The organism is Streptomyces sp. NEAU-W12, assembly GCF_026242095.1.
Lineage (GTDB): Bacteria > Actinomycetota > Actinomycetes > Streptomycetales > Streptomycetaceae > Streptomyces.
The window spans coordinates 167,137-185,732 of the sequence record NZ_JAPJDM010000004.1 but is presented as its reverse complement, the minus strand read 5'-3'; the positions used below and the strand labels follow the sequence as shown (position 1 = coordinate 185,732).

At 76.1% G+C, this 18,596-nt stretch carries 1 protein-coding gene; it reads right to left on the bottom strand.

Annotated features, from left to right (window positions below; translation table 11 throughout):
* Positions 1-7: 7 nt before the first annotated feature.
* The gene (locus tag ORI94_RS06910; RefSeq protein WP_266073476.1) at positions 8-18,586 is read right to left on the bottom strand and encodes a non-ribosomal peptide synthetase; all 18,579 of its coding nucleotides are present in this window, start codon (positions 18,584-18,586) and stop codon (positions 8-10) included.
* Between the last annotated feature and the right edge of the window lie 10 nt (positions 18,587-18,596).

Below are 18,596 nucleotides of genomic sequence, written 5' to 3'. Positions count from 1 at the left end.
CTGGTCCTCACCGTTCGTCGTGGTCGCTGTCGCCGCGTACGGCGCCTTCGAGTTCGCTCAGCACCTGCTCCTCCACCAGCTCCGCCAGGGCGGCGACGGTCCGGGTGACCAGGACGTCCCGCGGCGTCAGGGTCACGCCGAAGGCCTCGCCCACGCGGGAGGAGACGAGCAGGGCGCGCAGGGAGTCGCCGCCCAGGGCGAAGAAGTCGTCCTCGGCGCCCACGGTGGTCTGCAGGGCCTCCTCCCACAGGGCGGCGACGGCCTCCTCGGTGGGGGTGCGGGGCGGCACGTGCCCGGTGGCCGGCGGCTCCGTCTGCGGACCGGGCGCGGGCAGCGCGGCCCGGTCGGTCTTGCCGTTCTCCGTGAGCGGGAACCGCTCCAGCGTCACGAACGCCGAGGGCACCATGGGGCCGGGCAGGGTGCGGGCGGCGAAGGCCCGCAGTTCCGCGCCGGCGGGCGGTTCGGCGCCGGGCGCGGCGAGCAGGTGGGCCACCAGACGCGGCAGCCCCGGTTCGTCCTCCCGCACACTCACCACGGCGTCCAGCACCGCCGGGTGGCGTACCAGGGCCGCCTCCACCTCGCCGGCCTCGATGCGGTGGCCGCGCAGCTTGAGCTGGTGGTCGGTGCGTCCGAGGTAGTGCAGTTCGCCGCGGGTGTCGCGCCGGACCAGGTCGCCGGTGCGGTACATGCGGGTGCCGGGCGGTCCGAACGGGTCGGCGGTGAAGCGGGTCGCGGTCAGACCGGGGCGGCCCAGGTAGCCGCGGGCCAGGGCCGGTCCGGCGAGCCACAGTTCGCCGGGCACGCCGTCGGGGACGGGGCGCAGGCGCGCGTCCAGGACGTAGGCGCCGGTGGCGGGCAGCGCGCGGCCGATGGGCGGCGCGGAGCCGTCCGGTTCCAGCGGGCCGGACCAGGTGGCGACGACGGTCGCCTCGGTGGGCCCGTAGGAGTTGATCATGCGGTGGTGCGGTGCCCAGCGGGCGACCAGTTCGGCCCGGCAGGCGTCCGCGCCGACCACCAGGGTGCGCAGGTCCGGCAGGGAGCCGGGGGTGTCCGGCGGGAGGGTGGCGAGCGCGGCGGGCGGCAGCAGGGTGTGGGTGATGCGCGAGGTGCGCAGTACGCCGGCCAGTTCGGCGCCGAGCAGCGGGCCGGGCGGCGGTACCACGAGGGCCGCGCCGCTCGGCAGGGACATGCACAGCTCGAGCACGGAGGCGTCGAAGCTGGGCGTGGCGAAGGCCAGGACCCGGTCCTCGGGGCGGACCCGGTAGTGCGCGGCCTCGGCGGCGGCGAAACAGGCCAGCCCGCGGTGGGTGACGACGACGCCCTTGGGGGTGCCGGTGGAGCCGGAGGTGTAAATGACGTACGCCGGGTCGTCGAGGTCCAGGGGGCGGACGCGGTCGGTGTCGGCGGGCCGGTGGCCGGGCGTGCCGTCGGGCGGCGCGGCGAGCAGGCCGGCGACCTCCTCGGCGGTGAGGGTGACGGCGGGGTCCGCGTCGCGCAGCATCAGCGCGACCCGCTCGGCCGGGTAGCCGGGGTCCACCGGGAGGAAGGCCGCGCCCGCCTTGGCCACGGCGAGCTGGGCGAGGACCATGTCCGCCGAGCGCGGCAGGACCAGGGCGACGATGTCGCCCGGTCCGGCTCCGCGCTCGATGAGCCGGTGTGCGAGCCGGTTGGCGTGGTCCTCGGCCTCGGCGAAGGTCAGCGTCGACTCCGGTGCGGCCAGGGCCGGTCGGTCCGGCCACCGGTCGGCCGCGGTCTCGATCAGCGCGGGCAGCGTGGCCGGGGGCACCGGGGGCAGCTGCGGGCGTGCGGGGCCGTGCAGCAGCCGGTCCCGTTCGCCGGGCGGCAGCACGTCCACCGCGTGCAGTGGGGCCGGGTCGCCGGAGCCGGCGAGGGCGGTCAGGGCGTGCAGCAGCCGGCCGGCCAGGGCGCCGGCGGTGGACTCCTCGAAGTAGCGGGGGTCGTAGCCGAGTTCGACGCTCAGTTCGTCGCCGGGTGAGATCACCACGGTGAGCGGGTAGTTGGTGGCCTCCCGGGCGTCGAGGTCCCGGATCCGGACGCCGTGGGCACCGGCGGTGGCGTCGCCCACGGGATAGTTCTCGAAGACCAGCAGGCTGTCGAACAGGGCGGTGCCGGCCGGCAGTTCGCTCCACCGGTGCAGTTCGGGCAGCGGGACGTGGTCGAAGCGCCGGTCCTCCGCCCGCGCGGCCTGCACCTCGCGCAGCCACACGGTGCGGGGCACGTCCTCGTCCACGGTGACCCGGGCGGGCAGGGTGGTGATGAACAGGCCGGTGATGGTGTCGGCGCCCGGCAGGTCGGCGGGCCGCCCGGAGACGGTGGTGCCGAAGCACACCTCCCGCTCGCCGCTGAGGCGCGCCAGCAGCAGCGCCCACGCGCCCTGCACCAGCGTGTTGAGGGTGAGGCGGTGCCGGCGGGCGAACTCCGTCAGCCGGGCCGTGCCGTCCGCGCCGAGCCGCCGCGACAGCCAGGTGCCCGAGCGGGCGGCGGCACCGGGGGCGGGCCTGCGGTCGTACGGCAGCGGGGTGGGCGCGGCGTAGCCCGCGAGGGCCCTCTTCCAGTGCTCCCCGGCGGCGGCGGTGCCACGGCCGGCGAGCCAGGCGGCGTAGTCCGCGAAGGGCCGGCGTTCCGGCAGGCGGGGCTCGGTGCCGGCGGCGAGCGCGGCGTGCGCGGCCATCACGTCGCCCAGCACGTGGAAGACGCTCCATCCGTCGAGCAGGACGTGGTGGAAGGTCCACACGACGCGCACCTCGTCCGGGCCGAGCCGGATCAGGGTGACGCGCAGCAGCGGGGGCCGGTCGAGGGCGATGCCGCGGGCGCGGTCCTCGTCGAGCAGCCGCCGCAGCGCGGCCTCCCGCTCCGCCGGTGTCAGGGCGCTCCAGTCGAGTTCGGCGACGGGCAGCGTGACGTGGCGGTGCACGGTCTGGAGCGGGACGGGCACCCCGCCGAGCGCCACGGCGGTCCGCAGCACGGGCGTGCGGTCGACGACGTGCTGCCAGGCGGCCGCCAGCAGCCGGGGCTCGCGCACGCCGTCCGCGACGAAGGTGATCTGCTCGGTGTACAGGCCCTCGCCGGGCTCGTCCATGCCGTGCACGACCATGCCGGTCTGGGTGGGGGTGAGGGGGTAGACGTCCGCCACGTCGCGCCCGGTGCCGGCGAGCCGGTCGACGGCCGCCTGGTCCAGCCCGGCGAGCGGGAAGTCCGAGGGGGTGCGGCCGCCCGCGCCGGGCTCGGCGCAGTGCCGGACGATCTCCCGCAGTTCCTCGGCCGTCTCGGCCGCCAGCCGGGCGACGGTCTCGTGCCGGTGCACGTTCCGCGAGTACGACCAGGTGAACTCCAGCCGCTTGTCGGTGACCCGGCCGAGGACGTCGATGAGGTGCGGCCGCTCCGCCGAGCGGTCCATGCCGCCGCTCAGCCCTCCGTGGGGCGCGTGCAGCAGGCCGCCCGGGGTGGCGTTCCAGTCCTGCCGGCCCAGGTAGTTGAAGCCCACCTGGGGCAGGCCGGGCAGTTCGCGTCCCGCCGTGGGGTGCAGGTGGCGCAGCGCGCCGTAGCCCACCCCCCCGCGCGGCACGGCCCGCAGGTTCTCCTTGACGGACTTCAGGGCGGTCCCGGGGTCCGCGTCGCGGGGCACGTCGAGGCCGACGGGGAACATGGTGGTGAACCAGCCGACGGTGCGGGCGGGGTCGACGCCGTCGAACAGGTCCTCGCGGCCGTGTCCCTCCAGCGCGACCACCACGCGGTCCTGCCCCGTCCAGCGGGCCAGGACGCGTCCGAGGGCGCACAGCAGGACGTCGTTGACGCGGGTGCGGTAGACGTCGGGGACGTCCTGGAGCAGCCGCCGGGTGTCCTCGCTGCCGAGGCCCACCGTCACCGTCTGTTCGTCGGCGGCGGTGTTCCCGCCGGCGAGGTCGGTCGGCAGGGGGCTGGGGTGCAGGGCGCTCCAGTGGGCCGTCTCCTCGTCGAAGCCGCCCGCCGCGGTGTGGGCGGCCAGGCGCCCGGCCCATTCCCGGAAGGAGGTCGTCTTCGGGCCCAGGTCCGGGGTGCCGCCGGTGCGCAGGGCCCGGTAGGCGGTGTCGAGGTCCTCCAGGACCACCTGCCAGGACACGGCGTCCACGACCAGGTGGTGGGCGGCCAGCAGCAGGACGGGCGGCCGGTCCTCGCCCGGTCGGCACAGGGCGGCCTTGAGCAGCGGGCCTCCGGCGAGGTCGAACCCGGAGGCCAGGCCGGCGGCCACGGCGTCCGGGGTTTCGGGCGTGCCGTGCACCTCGAGGTGCGGCGCCGCGCCGGGCGGGGTGCCGTACTGGCGCCACCGTCCGTCGCCGACCGGTTCGTAGCGCATGCGCAGCGCGTCGTGCTGCTCCAGCACCTTCGCCAGGGCGGCGCGCAGCAGCGTCTCGTCGGTGTCGACGGCGAGGTGGAAGGAGACCGTCTGGGTGAAGCGGGCCGGGTCGCCGGTGAGGGTGTCGAACAGCCAGTGCTGTACGGGGGTCAGCGGGGCGTCGCCCACGACCGGGCCCTGTTCGGCGGCGGCCGTCGGTGCGGCCGGGAACTCCTCCACGGCGGTGGCCAGTTCGGCGACCGTCTGGTGCTGGAAGAGGTGCCGGGGGGTCAGCGCGAGTCCGGCCCGGCGGGCGGCGGAGACGATCCGGATGCCGAGGATGGAGTCGCCGCCGAGCGCGAAGTAGTTGTCCGCCGCGCCCACTTCGGGTACACCCAGCACCTCGGACCAGATCGCGGCGAGCGTCCGCTCGGTGGCGGTGCGCGGCGGCCGGGTGCCCTCCGTGGTGGTGGCCGCGGACCACACCGGTTCGGGCAGGGCCCGCCGGTCCAGCTTGCCGGTGGCGCCCAGCGGCAGTCGCTCCAGCGGCACCACGGCCGCCGGGACCAGGTGGTCGGGCAGCGTCCGGGCGAGGAAGGCGCGCAGGCCTGCCGGTGCCGGGGCGTCACCGTCGCGGGGGACGGCATAGCCCACGAGGCGCTTGTGGCCGTCGTGTTCCACGACGCGTGCGGCGGCGGCGGCCACCTGCGGGTGCCGGGCCAGTGCGGCCTCCACCTCACCGAGTTCGATGCGGAAGCCCCGCACCTTCACCTGGTCGTCGGTCCGGCCGAGGTACAGCAGATCGCCGTCGGCCGTCCAGCGGACCAGGTCGCCGGTGCGGTACATGCGGCTGCCGGGCGGTCCGAACGGGTCGGCGGTGAAGCGGGACGCGGTCAGGCCGGGCCGGTTCAGGTAGCCGCGGGCCACACCGGTCCCGGCGAGGTACAGCTCGCCGGGCGCCCCGACGGGCACGGGGCGCGTGCGGGCGTCGAGGACGTAGGCGCGGGCACCGCCGACGGGCCGGCCGATGGGCGGGACCCGGTCGGGATCCGCCGGGTCACAGGTGGAGGCGGTGGCGTAGACGGTGGCCTCGGTGGGGCCGTAGATGTTCATGACACGGCAGCCCGGTATCGCCTCCCGCACCTGGCGGACGGCACGGGCGGGCAGTGCCTCTCCGGCCAGGACCACGGTGTCGGCCGTGACCCGGACGGTGTCCTCGGCCAGCAACCGGCCCAGTGCGGAGGGCACCGCGCTGAGCAGTCCCGCACGCCACGGCTCGGACCGCTCGGCCAGGGCGAGCAGGTCGCGGACGACCTCCACGTGGCCACCGGACAGCAGGGGCGAGAGGATCTCGAACACCGACACGTCGAAGGTGAGCGAGGTGGAGGCCATCACGTGGGCGAGCCCGCGGCCGGTGAACTCGGCGGCGGCCCAGTCGGTCAGCGCCACCACCGGGGCGTGGGGGACGACGACGCCCTTGGGCCGGCCGGTGGAGCCGGAGGTGTGGATGACGTAGGCGGGGTGCTCCGGCAGCAGCCCGCCGTGCCGCTCGCCGTCACCGACGCCGGCCGCGGACGCGGCGGCCAGGCGGCCGGCGCAGGCCGGGTCGTCCAGGACGATCCGCGTGTACGGGCCGTCCGGCACCCGCGCGGAGGTCTCCGCGCAGGTGATCACCGCGTCGGGCCGCACGTCGTCGAGGAGGAACGCGATGCGTTCGGCCGGATGGCCGGGGTCGACCGGGAGGTAGGCGGCGCCGCTCTTGAGGACGGCGAGGAGCGCGACGATCAGGTCGGCGGTGCGGGGCAGGGCCAGGGCGACGAACCGCTCCGGTCCGGCTCCGGCCCCGATCAGGAGGCGGGCCAGCCGGTTGGCGCGTTCGTCGAGCTGCCGGTACGTGAGGTGCTCGGCGCCCGCGGTCACGGCCGGGGCGTCGGGGGTGCGGGCGGCCTGTGCCGCGAAGACCTCCGGGAGGGTACGGCGCGGCAGCGTCGCCACCGGCCCCGCGAGCCGTTCCAGCAGGCGGCGTCCGTCGGCCGGTTCGAGCGGCGGCAGGTCGGCCAGGCGGCGGTCCGCGTCGGCGGCGATCCGCGTCAGCAGCGTGCGCAGGCTCGCGCCGAGCCCTTCGACGGTGGCGGCGTCGAAGGCCGCCGGGTCGTAGTCCAGGGACACCGTCACGTCGTCGCCGGGGGCGACGACCACGCTGAGCGGGTAGTTGGTCGGCTCCAGGTCGCGTTCCTGTTCGACGGCGAGTCCGTGCCGGGCCAGGGCGCCTTCGTCGAACGGGTAGTTCTCGAAGACGACGATGCTGTCGAACAGGCCGGTGCCGCCGGGCACCTCGCTCCAGGTCTGCAGCTGGGCCAAGGAGACGAAGTCGTGGCGCCGGGCCTCCGACTGGGTGGCCTGCACCTCGCGCAGCCACTCCAGCAGGGGGCGACTGCCGTCGATCCGCAGCCGGGTGGGCAGGGTGTTGATGAACAGGCCCACCATGGAGGTCACACCGGGCAGTTCGGCCGGGCGGCCGGACACGGTCGTGCCGAAGACGACGTCGTCACCGCCGCCGTAGTGGTGCAGCAGCAGCCCCCAGGCGCCCTGGAGCACCGTGTTGACGGTCAGGCCGGCCCGCTGCGCGGTGTCCTTCAGCCGCGCCGACACCTCCTGTCCGAGGGCCACCCGGACCGTTCCCGAGGAGGACGCGCGGTGGGCCCCGGCGGGGCGCCGGTCGCACGGCAGTGCGGTGGGGACGGCGAACCCGGCGAGGGTCTCGCGCCAGTGGCGTTCCGCACGGCCGGTGTCCTGGGCGGCCAGCCACCGCAGGTAGTCGGCGAAGGGCACCCGGTCGGGCGTCTGCGGGCGGTGTCCGGCGGTCAGGGCCGCGTACCGCTCGCACACCTCGTCGAACACCTGGGCCGCGCTCCAGCCGTCGAGCAGGACGTGGTGGAAGGTCCACACCATGCGCACCCGGTCCGGTGCCAGACGGATCAGCGCGAGCCGCATGAGCGGGGCCGCGCCGAGGTCGATCCCGGCCCGCCGGTCCGCGTCCAGCAGTGACTCCGTCTCCCGCGCACACCGCTCGGCGGACCACCCGGACCAGTCGTGGTGGGTGACGGGCACGACGGCCCGCCGCTCCACCACCTGGAGGGGTTCGGCGGTCTCCTGCCACACCAGGCGGGTGCGCAGGATCGGGTTCGCGTCCGCCGTGCGCTGCCACGCCCCGGCGAGCGCGTGCGGGTCGGTGACGCCGCGCAGCACCACCTGCACCTGGTTCACGTAGGTGCGGCCCCGGGGGTCCATGAGGCTGTGGAAGAGCATGCCCGACTGCATCGGCGTCAGCGGGTACACGTCCTCGACCGTGCGCCCGTCCCCCACCACCCGGTCGACGGCGGCCTGGTCGAGCCGGGCCAGTGGGAAGTCCGAGGGTGTGCGGCCGCCGGCGTCCGGGGCGGCGCAGTGCGCGACGATCTCCTCCAGTGACCGCAGCATGCCCCCGGCGAGCGAGGTCACCGTCTCCTCGCGGTGGCGTCCGCCGCTGTAGTACCAGGTGATCTCCAGTTCGTCGCCCTCGACGCGGGCCACCACGTCCAGCAGGTGCGGACGCGGCGCCCCGGGGTCCTCGGCGCCGTCCAGGCCGCCCGGAACCGCCCGGACCAGCGCGCCGCCGTCGGCCGACCAGTCGAACCGGCCCAGGTAGTTGAAGCTGATGCCGGGCAGCGGCGCGGCGGCGAGCCGTTCGTCGCCCGCCAGGTGGCGCAGGGCGCCGTAGCCGACGCCCCGGTCGGGGACGGCCCGCAGCTGTTCCTTCACGGACTTCAGCGCGGCGCCCCAGTCCCCCTCGGGCAGTTCGAGGGCGACCGGGAAGAGGCTGGTGAACCAGCCGACCGTGCGGGACAGGTCGAGGTCGTCGAAGAGCCGGTCCTCGCGGCCGTGTCCCTCCAGTACCACGGCGACGGTGCCGCGGCCGGTCCAGTCGGCCAGCACCCGGCCGAGGGCGGTCAGCAGGACGTCGTCGACGCGGGTGCGGTAGACGCCCGGAACCCTGCGCAGGAGGGCGTCGGTCCGGTGGCGGTCCAGCCGTACGGTCACCGCGCGCAGGTCGGCGACGGTGTCGCCGCCGTCGAGGTCCACCGGCAGCGGGTCGGCGCAGTACCGCGACACGGTCTCCCAGTGGGCGCGCTGCGCGGCGAGGTCTCCCTCGCCGGTGCGCCCGGCGAGCCGCCGCACCCATTCCCGCACGGACGTCGTGCGCTGCGGCAGCCGTATCCGCTCGCCGGCCCGGGCCTGCCGGTAGGCGGTCTCCAGGTCCTCCAGCAGGACGCGCCAGGAGACGCCGTCGACGACCAGGTGGTGGGCGGTCAGCAGCAGGCGGGCGGCCCGGTTCTCCGCGGTGAACAGCCGGGCGGCGATCAGCGGTCCGGTGTCCAGCCGGAATCCGGTGTGCGCCTCCTGCGAGAAGCGGGCCTCGGCCTGTGCGGCGGCCCGCCCGTCGAGACCGTTCAGATCGTGCACCCGCAGCAGCCGGGGGGCCCCGGTGTCCGGGGCGGCGTACTCCTGGTGCCAGGTTCCGTCCGCGGCGCGGGTGAAGCGGGCGCGCAGGGCGTCGTGGCGGGCCCACAGCGCGGCCAGGGCGGCGCTCAGCGCGTCGGCGTCCACGTCCTCGGCCGTCTCGACCACCACCGACTGGTTGAAGTACTCCGGGCGTGGCGGCTCGGCGTCGAGGAACCAGCGCTGGATCGGGGTGAGCCCGACCTCCCCGGTCACCGGGCCGGTGCCCGCGACGGCCGGGGCGGCACCGGTCGCGGCGGTGGCCAGGGCGGTGAGCGTGGGGTGCCGGAACAGGTCCCTCGGGGTCAGCGCGAGTCCGGCGGTGCGGGCGCGGGAGACGACCTGGATGCTGACGATCGAGTCGCCGCCCAGCGTGAAGAAGTTGTCGTCGACGCCGACCCGTTCCACGCCGAGGAGTTCGGCCCAGATACCGGCGAGCACCCGCTCGGCGTCGGTGCGCGGCGCGCGGTAGGCGGTGTCGGCCGCCGCCGACGGGCCGGGTTCGGGCAGGCGTCGCCGGTCGACCTTGCCGTTCGCGGTCAGGGGCAGCTCCGCCACGGTGACGAACGCGGCCGGGACCATGTAGTCGGGCAGTTCGCCGGACAGGTACTCGCGCAGCTCGGCCGCCGACGGCGCGGCCGCGCCGGGGGCGGGTACCAGGTGGGCGACCAGGCGTGTGCGGCCCGCGTGCCGTGACAGGGACACCACCGCCTCGGCGATCGCCGGGTGCGCGGTGAGCCGGGCCTCGATCTCGGCGGGTTCGACGCGGAAGCCCCGGATCTTGATCTGGTCGTCGGCGCGCCCCACGAAGTGCAGTTCACCGTCGGCGCTCCAGCGCACGATGTCGCCGGTGCGGTACATCCGGGTGCCGGGCGGGCCGAACGGGTCGGCCGTGTAGCGGGCCGCCGTCGCACCGGGGCGCCCGGTGTAGCCACGGGCGAGACCGGCGCCCGCGAGGTACAACTCCCCTGGAATACCCGGCGGTTGCGGCTGGAGCGCGTCGTCGAGGACGTAGGCGCGGGTGTCGTCCAGGGGGCGGCCGATGGGCAGCGTCGCGGGCAGCGTGTCACCGGCGCGGAAGGCCCGCCGGGTGGCGAAGGCGGTGGTCTCGGTCGGGCCGTAGACGTCGACGACGGTGAGGTCCGGGCAGGCGTCCAGTACGCGCCGTACGGCGGGGCCGGGCACGGCCTCGCCGCCGGTCCACACCTCGCGCGCGCCGCGCAGGCAGGCGGGGTCCTCCTGGGCGAGGAGACGGAACAGGCCTGTCGTCAGGAAGAGGCAGCTCACCCCCTGTCCGGTGATCGCGTGGCGGACCGCGGCGGCTTCGAGGTCGCCCGGCGGGGCGAGCACGGCCGTGCCGCCGCGCAGCAGCGGTACCCACAGCTCGTAGGTGGAGGCGTCGAAGGCGTGCGGGGAGTGCACGAGGACCCGGTCGTGGCCGGCGAAGGCGCGGTCGAGGGCGAGGGCCGCGACGTCCCGCTGCCGTGCCGCCACGCCCTTGGGGTTGCCGGTGGAACCGGACGTGAACACGAGGTACTGGACGTGGTCCGGGTGCACGCGCGGCACGGCCGTGGGCCGCGGGGCCGCGGCCGTGCCGTCCTCCGGCCGCAGTACGCGGCCCTCCGGGAGGAGGGCCGCGGCCGTCTCCTGCCAGGGCCCGTCCGTGAGCAGCAGGCCGGCACCGGCTTCCCCGAGCATCGTGCGCAGCCGCTCCCGCGGCGCCCTGCCGTCGAGCGGGACGTACACGCCGCCGAGGCGGGCGAGGGCGACCTGGGCGACGACGAGGCCGACGGAGCGGTCCATCAGGACGCCGACGGGGACCTCCGGGCGGACCCCGAGCGCGGCCAGCCGGCCGGCCAGTTGTGCGGCCCGGTCGTCGAGTTCGCGGTAGGTGAGCCGCTCGTCGCCCGCCAGCAGCGCGACGGCGTCGGGGGTGCGCCGCACCTGTGCGGCGAACAGGTCCGCGGTGGTCGCCGCGGGGGCGTGGGTGGCGGTGTCGTTCCACGCGTGGAGCACCTGCTCGCGCCGGGCGGCCGTCAGCAGGGGCAGGCGGGCGGGCACGCTCTGCGGTGCGGTGGCGAAGCCCTCCAGCAGGACGGTGAGGTACTCGGCCATCCGCTCGACGGTGGCGGCGTCGAAGAGGTCCGGGTCGTAGCCGAGGCGCAGGACGAGTTCCGTGCCGGGGTAGGCGACCAGGCCGAGCGGGTAGTTGGTGGTCTCGATGCCCTCCAGACCGCTGAGCCGCAGCCCGTGCGCGGCGGGGGCGTCGTCGACCGGATAGTTCTCGAACACCACGATGCTGTCGAACAGGGCGACGCGTTCGGGTAGTTCGGTGAACGCCGTCATCCGGTGCAGCGGCACGTGGTCGTGGCGGCGGTCCTCGCTCTGCTCCTGCTGGAGCCGGCCCAGCCAGGTGAGCAGCGCCTCGTCCCGCGGCACGGTCACGCGGGTGGGCAGGGTCGCGATGAACAGGCCGGTCATGGCGTCGGCCCCGGGCAGCTCGGGCGGCCGCCCGGAGACGGTGGTGCCGAAGACCACCTCGTCGCGGGCCGCCTGACGGCTCAGCAGCAGCGCCCAGGCACCCTGCACGAGGGTGTTCACGGTCAGGCCCGCCGTCCTGGCCACGCCCTCCAGTGCCCGGGTGGTGGTCTCGGACACCGTGACGCGTACCGCCCGCGTCGACTCCGCGCGGTGGCTCTCGCGGGGTTCGCGGTCGAAGGGCAGCGCGGTGGCCTCGTCCAGGCCGTTCAGGCGGGTCCGCCAGTGCCGTTCGGCCTCGGCCCGGTCGGCGCGGCCGAGCAGCCAGGCGACGTAGTCGCGGAAGGGGCGGCGGTCGGGCAGCGGGACGCCCCCGGCGCCCGACAGGCCGGCGTGGCACGCGAAGACGTCGGCGAGGACCTGGAACAGGCTCCAGCCGTCCAGGATCAGGTGGTCGAAGGACCACACGACACGGACCGCGCGGTCACCGACCCGGGCCAGCACCAGGCGCTGGAGCGGGGCGCGCGTCAGGTCGACACCGCGGGCGCGGTCGCCCTCGAGCAGTTCGCGCAGCCGTTCGTCCCGCTCGGTGTCGGACAGGCCGCGCCAGTCCGCCCGCTCCACCGGGACGGCTGCCCGGCGCTGCACCACGAGAAGCGGCTCGGGCACGTCCTGCCAGACCACGCGGGCGCGCAGCACCGGCGTACGGTCCGTGACCCGCTGCCAGGCGTCCGCCAGAACGGCCGGGTCCTCCACCCCGTCCAGGACGAACGTCAGCTGCTGGAAGTACACGCCGCGGTCGTCCTGCGAGAGCCGGTGGAAGAGCATGCCGGCCTGGGTGGGCGTGAGGGGGTGGACGTCCTCCACGCCGGCGGGGTCCTCCCCCACGATGCGCTCGACGTGCGTCTGGTCGAGCCGGGCCAGCGGGAAGTCCGAGGGGGTGCGTCCGGCGGCGCCGGGCCGGGCCGCGTGGCGGGCGAGGCCGGCCAGCGCGTCGGCGAACCGTCCGGCGAGGTCCGCGACGGTGTCCCGCCGGTGCAGCTCGTCCGAGTAGAACCAGGTGAACTCCAGGCTGTCGCCGTCCAGCCGCCCCACGACCTCCAGGGCGTGCGGACGTGACGCCGCGGGGTCGGCGTCCAGCTCCAGCGGACGGAACGGCCCGCCGTACAGCCCCTCGGAGGTCCCGGACGGCCCGAAGCGGCCCAGGTAGTTGAAGCTGATCTGCGCGGTGGTCGCCGGGAGCGGTGCGGCGTCGCGGCCCGGCAGGGTCAGGACGCCGTGGCCGAGGCCGTGCCGGGGCACCGCGCGCAGCTGCTCCTTGACCTGCTTGAGCACGGCGTCCCAGTGCGCCCCGGGCGGGACGGCGAGGGCGACGGGGTGGCGGGTGGTGAACCAGCCGACGGTGCGGCTGGTGTCGACGTCGGCGAACAGTTCCTCGCGGCCGTGGCCCTCGACGTCCACCAGCACCCGGTCGTACCCCGTCCAGCCGCACAGCACCCGGCCGAGGGCGGCGAGCAGGGCGTCGTTGGCGCGGGTCCGGTAGGTCTCGGGCAGGGTCCGCAGGAGCGCTTCGGTCTCCCGGGCGCCGAGCCGTACCGTCACCGAGCGTTGGGAGGCGTAGGTGTTGGTGCCCGTCCGGTCCGACGGCAGGGCGGCCCTGGCTCCCTCGACCGCCCGCGCCCAGTAGGCCTTCTCGTCGTCGAAACCGCCGGCGTCGGCGTGCGCGGCGAGGCGCTCGGCCCACTGCCGCAGCGGGGACGACTTCCGGGGCAGCGCCGCCGCTCCGTCCCCGCCGGCGCGGCGGGCGCGGTAGGCCCGGTCGAGGTCCTCGAGCAGCAGGTGCCAGGAGACTCCGTCGACGACGAGGTGGTGGACGGCCAGGTGCAGCACGTGCGGCAGTCCGGGGCCCCGGTCGTGCAGTACGGCACGCAGCAGCGGGCCGTGGCGCAGGTCGTGGGGGCCGAGGTGCGGGGTGTCGGTGTCCGGGCCGGTGTGGCGCGCGAGGCGGCAGCGGGCGGCCGGACCGTCGATCAGCCACCGTACGCCCGTGTCGTCGGTGAGGAAGCGTGAGCGCAGGGCATCGTGGTGGGCGGTCACGTCGTCGAGGGCGCCCTCGAGCGCGGCCGCGTCGACGCCGGCACGCAGTTCCACCGAGAGTGTCTGGCCGAAGTGCCCGGCGCGTTCGGCGGCACTGCCGAAGAGCCAGTGCTGGATGGGGGTCAGCGGCGCGGTGCCGGTCGCCTCGACGGGTGCGGACGCGGCGGCGGGCCGCCGGCTCCCCGCCTCGTCGGCGCAGCGGGCCAGGGCGGCGACCGTCTGGTGCCGGTAGACGTCCCGCGAGGTGATCGTGAGGTCCGCCTGCCGGGCCCGGGCGACGACCTGGATGCTGAGGATGGAGTCGCCGCCCAGCGCGAAGAAGTTGTCGTCCGCTCCGACCCGCTCCACGTGCAGGACGTCGGCCCAGATGGCGGCGAGGGTCCGCTCGGTGGGGGTGCGGGGGGTGACGTGGCGTGCCACGGGTCCGGCCGGCGCCGGGTCGGGGAGCCGGCCGCGGTCCAGTTTGCCGTTGGGGTTGAGCGGCAGGGCGGGCAGCACCACGACGGCCGGGGGGACCATGTGGTCGGGCAGGGTGCGCCCGAGTTCGCGGCGCACCGCCTCCGGTTCCACGCGGGCGCCGGGGGTGGGGACGACGTATCCGGCCAGGCGGCGGTGGCCGTCGCCGTCGCGGACCGTCGCGGCCGCCTCGGCGACGCCCGCGCAGCGGCGCAGGGCCTCCTCGACCTCGCCCAGTTCGATGCGGAAGCCGCGCACCTTGACCTGCTGGTCGATGCGGCCGAGGTACTCGAGCCGGCCGTCGGCGCTCCAGCGCACCAGGTCGCCCGTGCGGTACATGCGGTCGCCGGGGGCACCGAAGGGGTCGGCGACGAAGCGCGCGGCGGTCAGACCGGGGCGTCGAAGGTAGCCGCGGGCCAGTCCACCGCCACCGAGGTACAGCTCACCCGTGACCCCCGGGGGCTGGGGGCGCAGGAGGCGGTCCAGCACGTAGGCGCGGGTGCGGGCGACGGGACGGCCGATGGGCGGGGCCTGGTCGGGGACGGTGCCGCCGGCGAACCAGGCGGTGGCGTAGACGGTGGCCTCGGTCGGGCCGTAGAGGTTCGCCACCTCGGCCGAGGGCATGACGTCCCTGATCTCCCGCACGGTCCGGGCGGGCAGGGCCTCGCCGGCCAGGACGACGGTGTCCGCCTCGACGGCGCTGCCGCCGCCGAGCACGCGGGAGAGCACGGACGGGACGCCGCTGAGGAGCCCGGCCCGGCGCGGGCCGGGGCTGTCGGCGAGGGCCGGGAGGTCGGCGACCAGCTCGACGCCGCCGCCGGCCAGCAGGGGGCACAGCAGCTCGAAGACGGACACGTCGAAGTTGAGGGAGGTGGACGCGACGACGTGCGCCAGCCCTCGCGGGCCGAACGTCTCCCCGGCCCAGGCGGCCAGCGCGGCCACGCTGCGGTGGGTGACGACCACGCCCTTGGGGCGGCCGGTGGATCCGGAGGTGTAGATGACGTAGGCGGGGTGGGACGGGTCGAGCGGCCGGATCCGGTCGGCGTCGGTCAGGTCGGCGTCGGCCGGGTCCGGGGTACCGGCGTCAAGGGGCTCGGCGTCCTCCAGGAACAGCGGCTCGCAGTCGTCGGGGAGCGCGTGGGCGGTCCCGCGGGTGGCGACGACGAGGGCGGGGGCCGCGTCGGCGAGCATGAAGCGGATCCGCTCGGCCGGGTAGCCGGGATCGAGGGGCAGGTATCCGGCGCCCGACTTCAGGACCGCCCACAGCACCGGCAGCAGGTCGGCGGAGCGCGGCAGGCACAGCGCCACCAGGGACTCCGGTCCCGCGCCGTGTGCCGTCAGCAGCCGGGCGAGCCGGTTGGCACGCCGGTTCAGCCCGGCGTAGTCCAGCCGGGCCCCGTCGCAGGTCACGGCGGTCCGGTCGGGGGTCCGGGCCGCCTGCGCCTCGAACAGCGCCGGGAGCGTGGCGCCGTCGGCGTGCTCGCCGGCCGACGCGGGCGGGTTCCAGGAGTCGAGGAGCGTGCGCCGCTCGTCGTCCGACAGCAGCGGCAGTTCGGCCAGCGTCCGGTGCGGGCCGTCCGCCATGCCTTCCAGCAGGCGGTGCAGCTGCCGGCTCATCCGGGCCGCGGTCGCCGCCTCGAACAGGTCGGTGTTGTACTCGACCGTCAGCTCGCAGCCGCCGTCGGCGCGCGGCGCGAACTCCAGCACGAGGTCGAAGCGGGCGGCCGGGCGGGGCAGCGGATGTTCCTCGATCCGCACCCCGGCTGCCAGCGGCGGCCGGGCGGGCGCCGTCTGCTGCACCACCAGCACCTGCACCAGCGGGGTGCGGCCGGGGTCTCTCTGCGGGGCCAGTTCCTCGACCACCCGGTCGAACGGCACGCCGTCGTGCGCGAAGGCGTCCAGCACGCTCGCGCCCACGGACTCCACGAACCGGTCGACCGTGACGGCGTCGTCGACCTCGCCGCGCAGCACGACGGTGTTGGCGAAGAAACCCGTCACGTCCTCCAGTTCGCGGCGGCCCCGCCCGTTGGTGACGGTCCCGAACGCCACGTCCCGCTGCCCGGAGTAGCGGGAGAACAGCACGGCCGCCGCCCCGGCGAACAGGGTGAAGACGGTCGTGCCGCGGCCCTGGGCCAGCTGCCGCAACCGGTCCACCAGGTGTTCCGGGAGGTCGTGGCGGTGTGCCGCGCCCGCGGTGGTGCGCACCGCCGGCCGGGGCCGGTCGGTGGGCAGGTCGAGTTGCTGCATGCCGGCCAGGTGGCGCTTCCAGTAGCCGAGGTCGTCGGCGTCCGCGTCGCCGGTGCGCCGCTCGCGCTCCCACAGCGCGAAGTCCGGGTACTGCACGCCCGGCCGGGCGAGGCCGTCCGGTTCGCCGCAGGCCTCCGCGCGGTAGAGCGCCGCCAGGTCCCGGGTCAGGACCCCTACCGACCAGCCGTCGGTGACGATGTGGTGCTGGGCCAGCAGCAGGACGTGGTCCTCGGGTGCGCGGCGGACGAGCAGCGCCCGGGTCAGGGGCCCGGTCGTCAGGTCGTGGGGGCGGCGCAGTTCCTCGGTCAGCAGGCGCTCGACGGCGTCGCCCCGCCGGTCGGCGGGCAGGTGAGCGGCGTCGGCGGTGCGCAGGGGGAGGACGGCCTCGGGGGCGATCAGCTGGACGCCCTGGCCGTCGGCGGTGGCGAAGGTGGTGCGCAGGGAGTCGTGGCGGGCGGCGAGCCGGTCCAGGGCGCGTCGCAGGGCCGGCGTGTCGAGCGGACCGCGCAGCCGCAGCGCCACGCCGGTGTTGTACTCGCTTCCGCCGTCGGTGAGGTCGTCGAGGAACCACAGGCGTCGTTGGGCGCTGGAGAGCGGGACGGGCTTTCCGCGCGGGGCGCGGGGTATCGGGTCCGGCGGCGCGGCGGCGGACGGCTCGGCGGCCAGCAGGGCGAGCGCGGCGACGGTCCGCGCGGTGAACACGTCGCGCAGGGAGAGCCGGACGCCGAGGGCGTCCCGGATCCGCGTCAGGGTGCGGGCCGCGAGGATCGAGTCGCCGCCCAGGTCGAAGAAGTCGTCGGTGAGGCCGACGGCGTCGGCGCCGAGGACGTCGGCCCAGATCGCGGCGAGGGCCCGCTCGTCGTCGGTGCGCGGCTCGACGTGCTCCTCGGTCCGCGCGCCGCCGGGGGCGGGCAGGGCCCGCAGGTCGGTCTTGTGCTGCGGGGTGAGCGGCAGCGCGTCCAGGACGACGACGGCAGAGGGCACCATGTGGGCCGGCAGGACGGCGGCGAGGGCGGCGCGCAGCCGGGCGGGTTCGGGTGTGCGGGCCGGATCGGCGGGCGTGACGTAGCCGACGAGCCGGCCGCGGGCGGGTTCCTCGTCGCGGACCACGACGACGGCCTCACGGACGCCGGGTTCGCGGGTGAGGGCGGCCTCGATCTCGCCGGGCTCGATGCGGAAGCCGCGCACCTTGACCTGCCGGTCGGACCGGCCGAGGTACTCCAGCTCGCCGTCCGCCCTGCGGCGCGCCCGGTCGCCGGTGCGGTAGAGGCGGGTTCCGGGCGGTCCGAGGGGGTGGGCGACGAACCGGGTCGAGGTCAGGCCGGGGCGGCCGAGGTAGCCGCGGGCCAGCCCGTCGCCGCCCACGTACAGCTCGCCCTCGGTGCCGGGCGGCACCGGGCGCATCGCCGTGTCCAGGAGGTGGGCCTCGGTGCCGGGCAGCGGGCTGCCGATGGCCGGTGTTCCGGTGCCGGCGGTCAGCGGCCCGGTCCAGGTGGCGACGACGGTGGCCTCGGTCGGACCGTAGGAGTTGATCATGCGGCGGCCGGGTGCCCACCGGTCGACGAGCGCGGCCGGGCACGCCTCGGCCCCGACGATCAGGGTGCGCGGGTGCGCCGCGCCGCCGGTGTCCGCCGGGTCGGGCAGGGTGGCGAGGGCGGCGGGCGGTATGAGGGCGTGGGTGATGCGGTGCTCGTCCAGGACGGCGGCCAGTTCGTCGCCCAGCCAGGGCCCGTCCGGCGGTACGACCAGCAGGGCGCCGGACAGGACGGAGATGCACAGCTCCAGCACGGAGGCGTCGAAGCTGGGTGAGGAGAACTGCAGCACGCGGTCGCCCGGGCCCACCGCGTACCGCTCGGCGGCGGCCGCGGCGAAGGCGCCGATGCCGCGGTGGGTGACGGTGACGCCCTTGGGGGTGCCGGTGGAGCCGGAGGTGAAGATGACGTACGCCGCGTGGTCGGGGAGCACTCGGCTCCCGGGCGGGTCCGCCTCCCGGTCCCCGGCGTCCATCAGCGCGCGGACCCGCTCCGGGTCGTCGAGCACGACGGCCGGTGCGGCGTCGGCGAGCATCAGCGCGCGCCGTTCGGCCGGATAGGCGGGGTCCACGGGGAGGAAGGCGGCACCGGACAGGGCCACGGCCAGTTCGGCGGCGATCAGTTCCATCGAGCGCGGCAGGACCAGCGCCACCGTCCGCTCCGGTCCGGCGCCGCTGCCGACGAGGTGGGCGGCGAGGCGGCCGGTGCGGCGCGCGAGTTCGCCGTACGACCAGGTGCGCCGGCCGTCGGTCACCGCGGGGGCGTGCGGGTCGCGCCTCACCTGTCCTGCGAACAGCTCACCGAGCGGGACGTGACGGGTGGCGTGGTCCGTGCGGGCCGGCGGGGTGGTGCCGGCCGGTGCAGAGGCGGGTGCGGCGGGGTGCTGGGCGTGCGGGTCCGTCATCGGGGTGAAG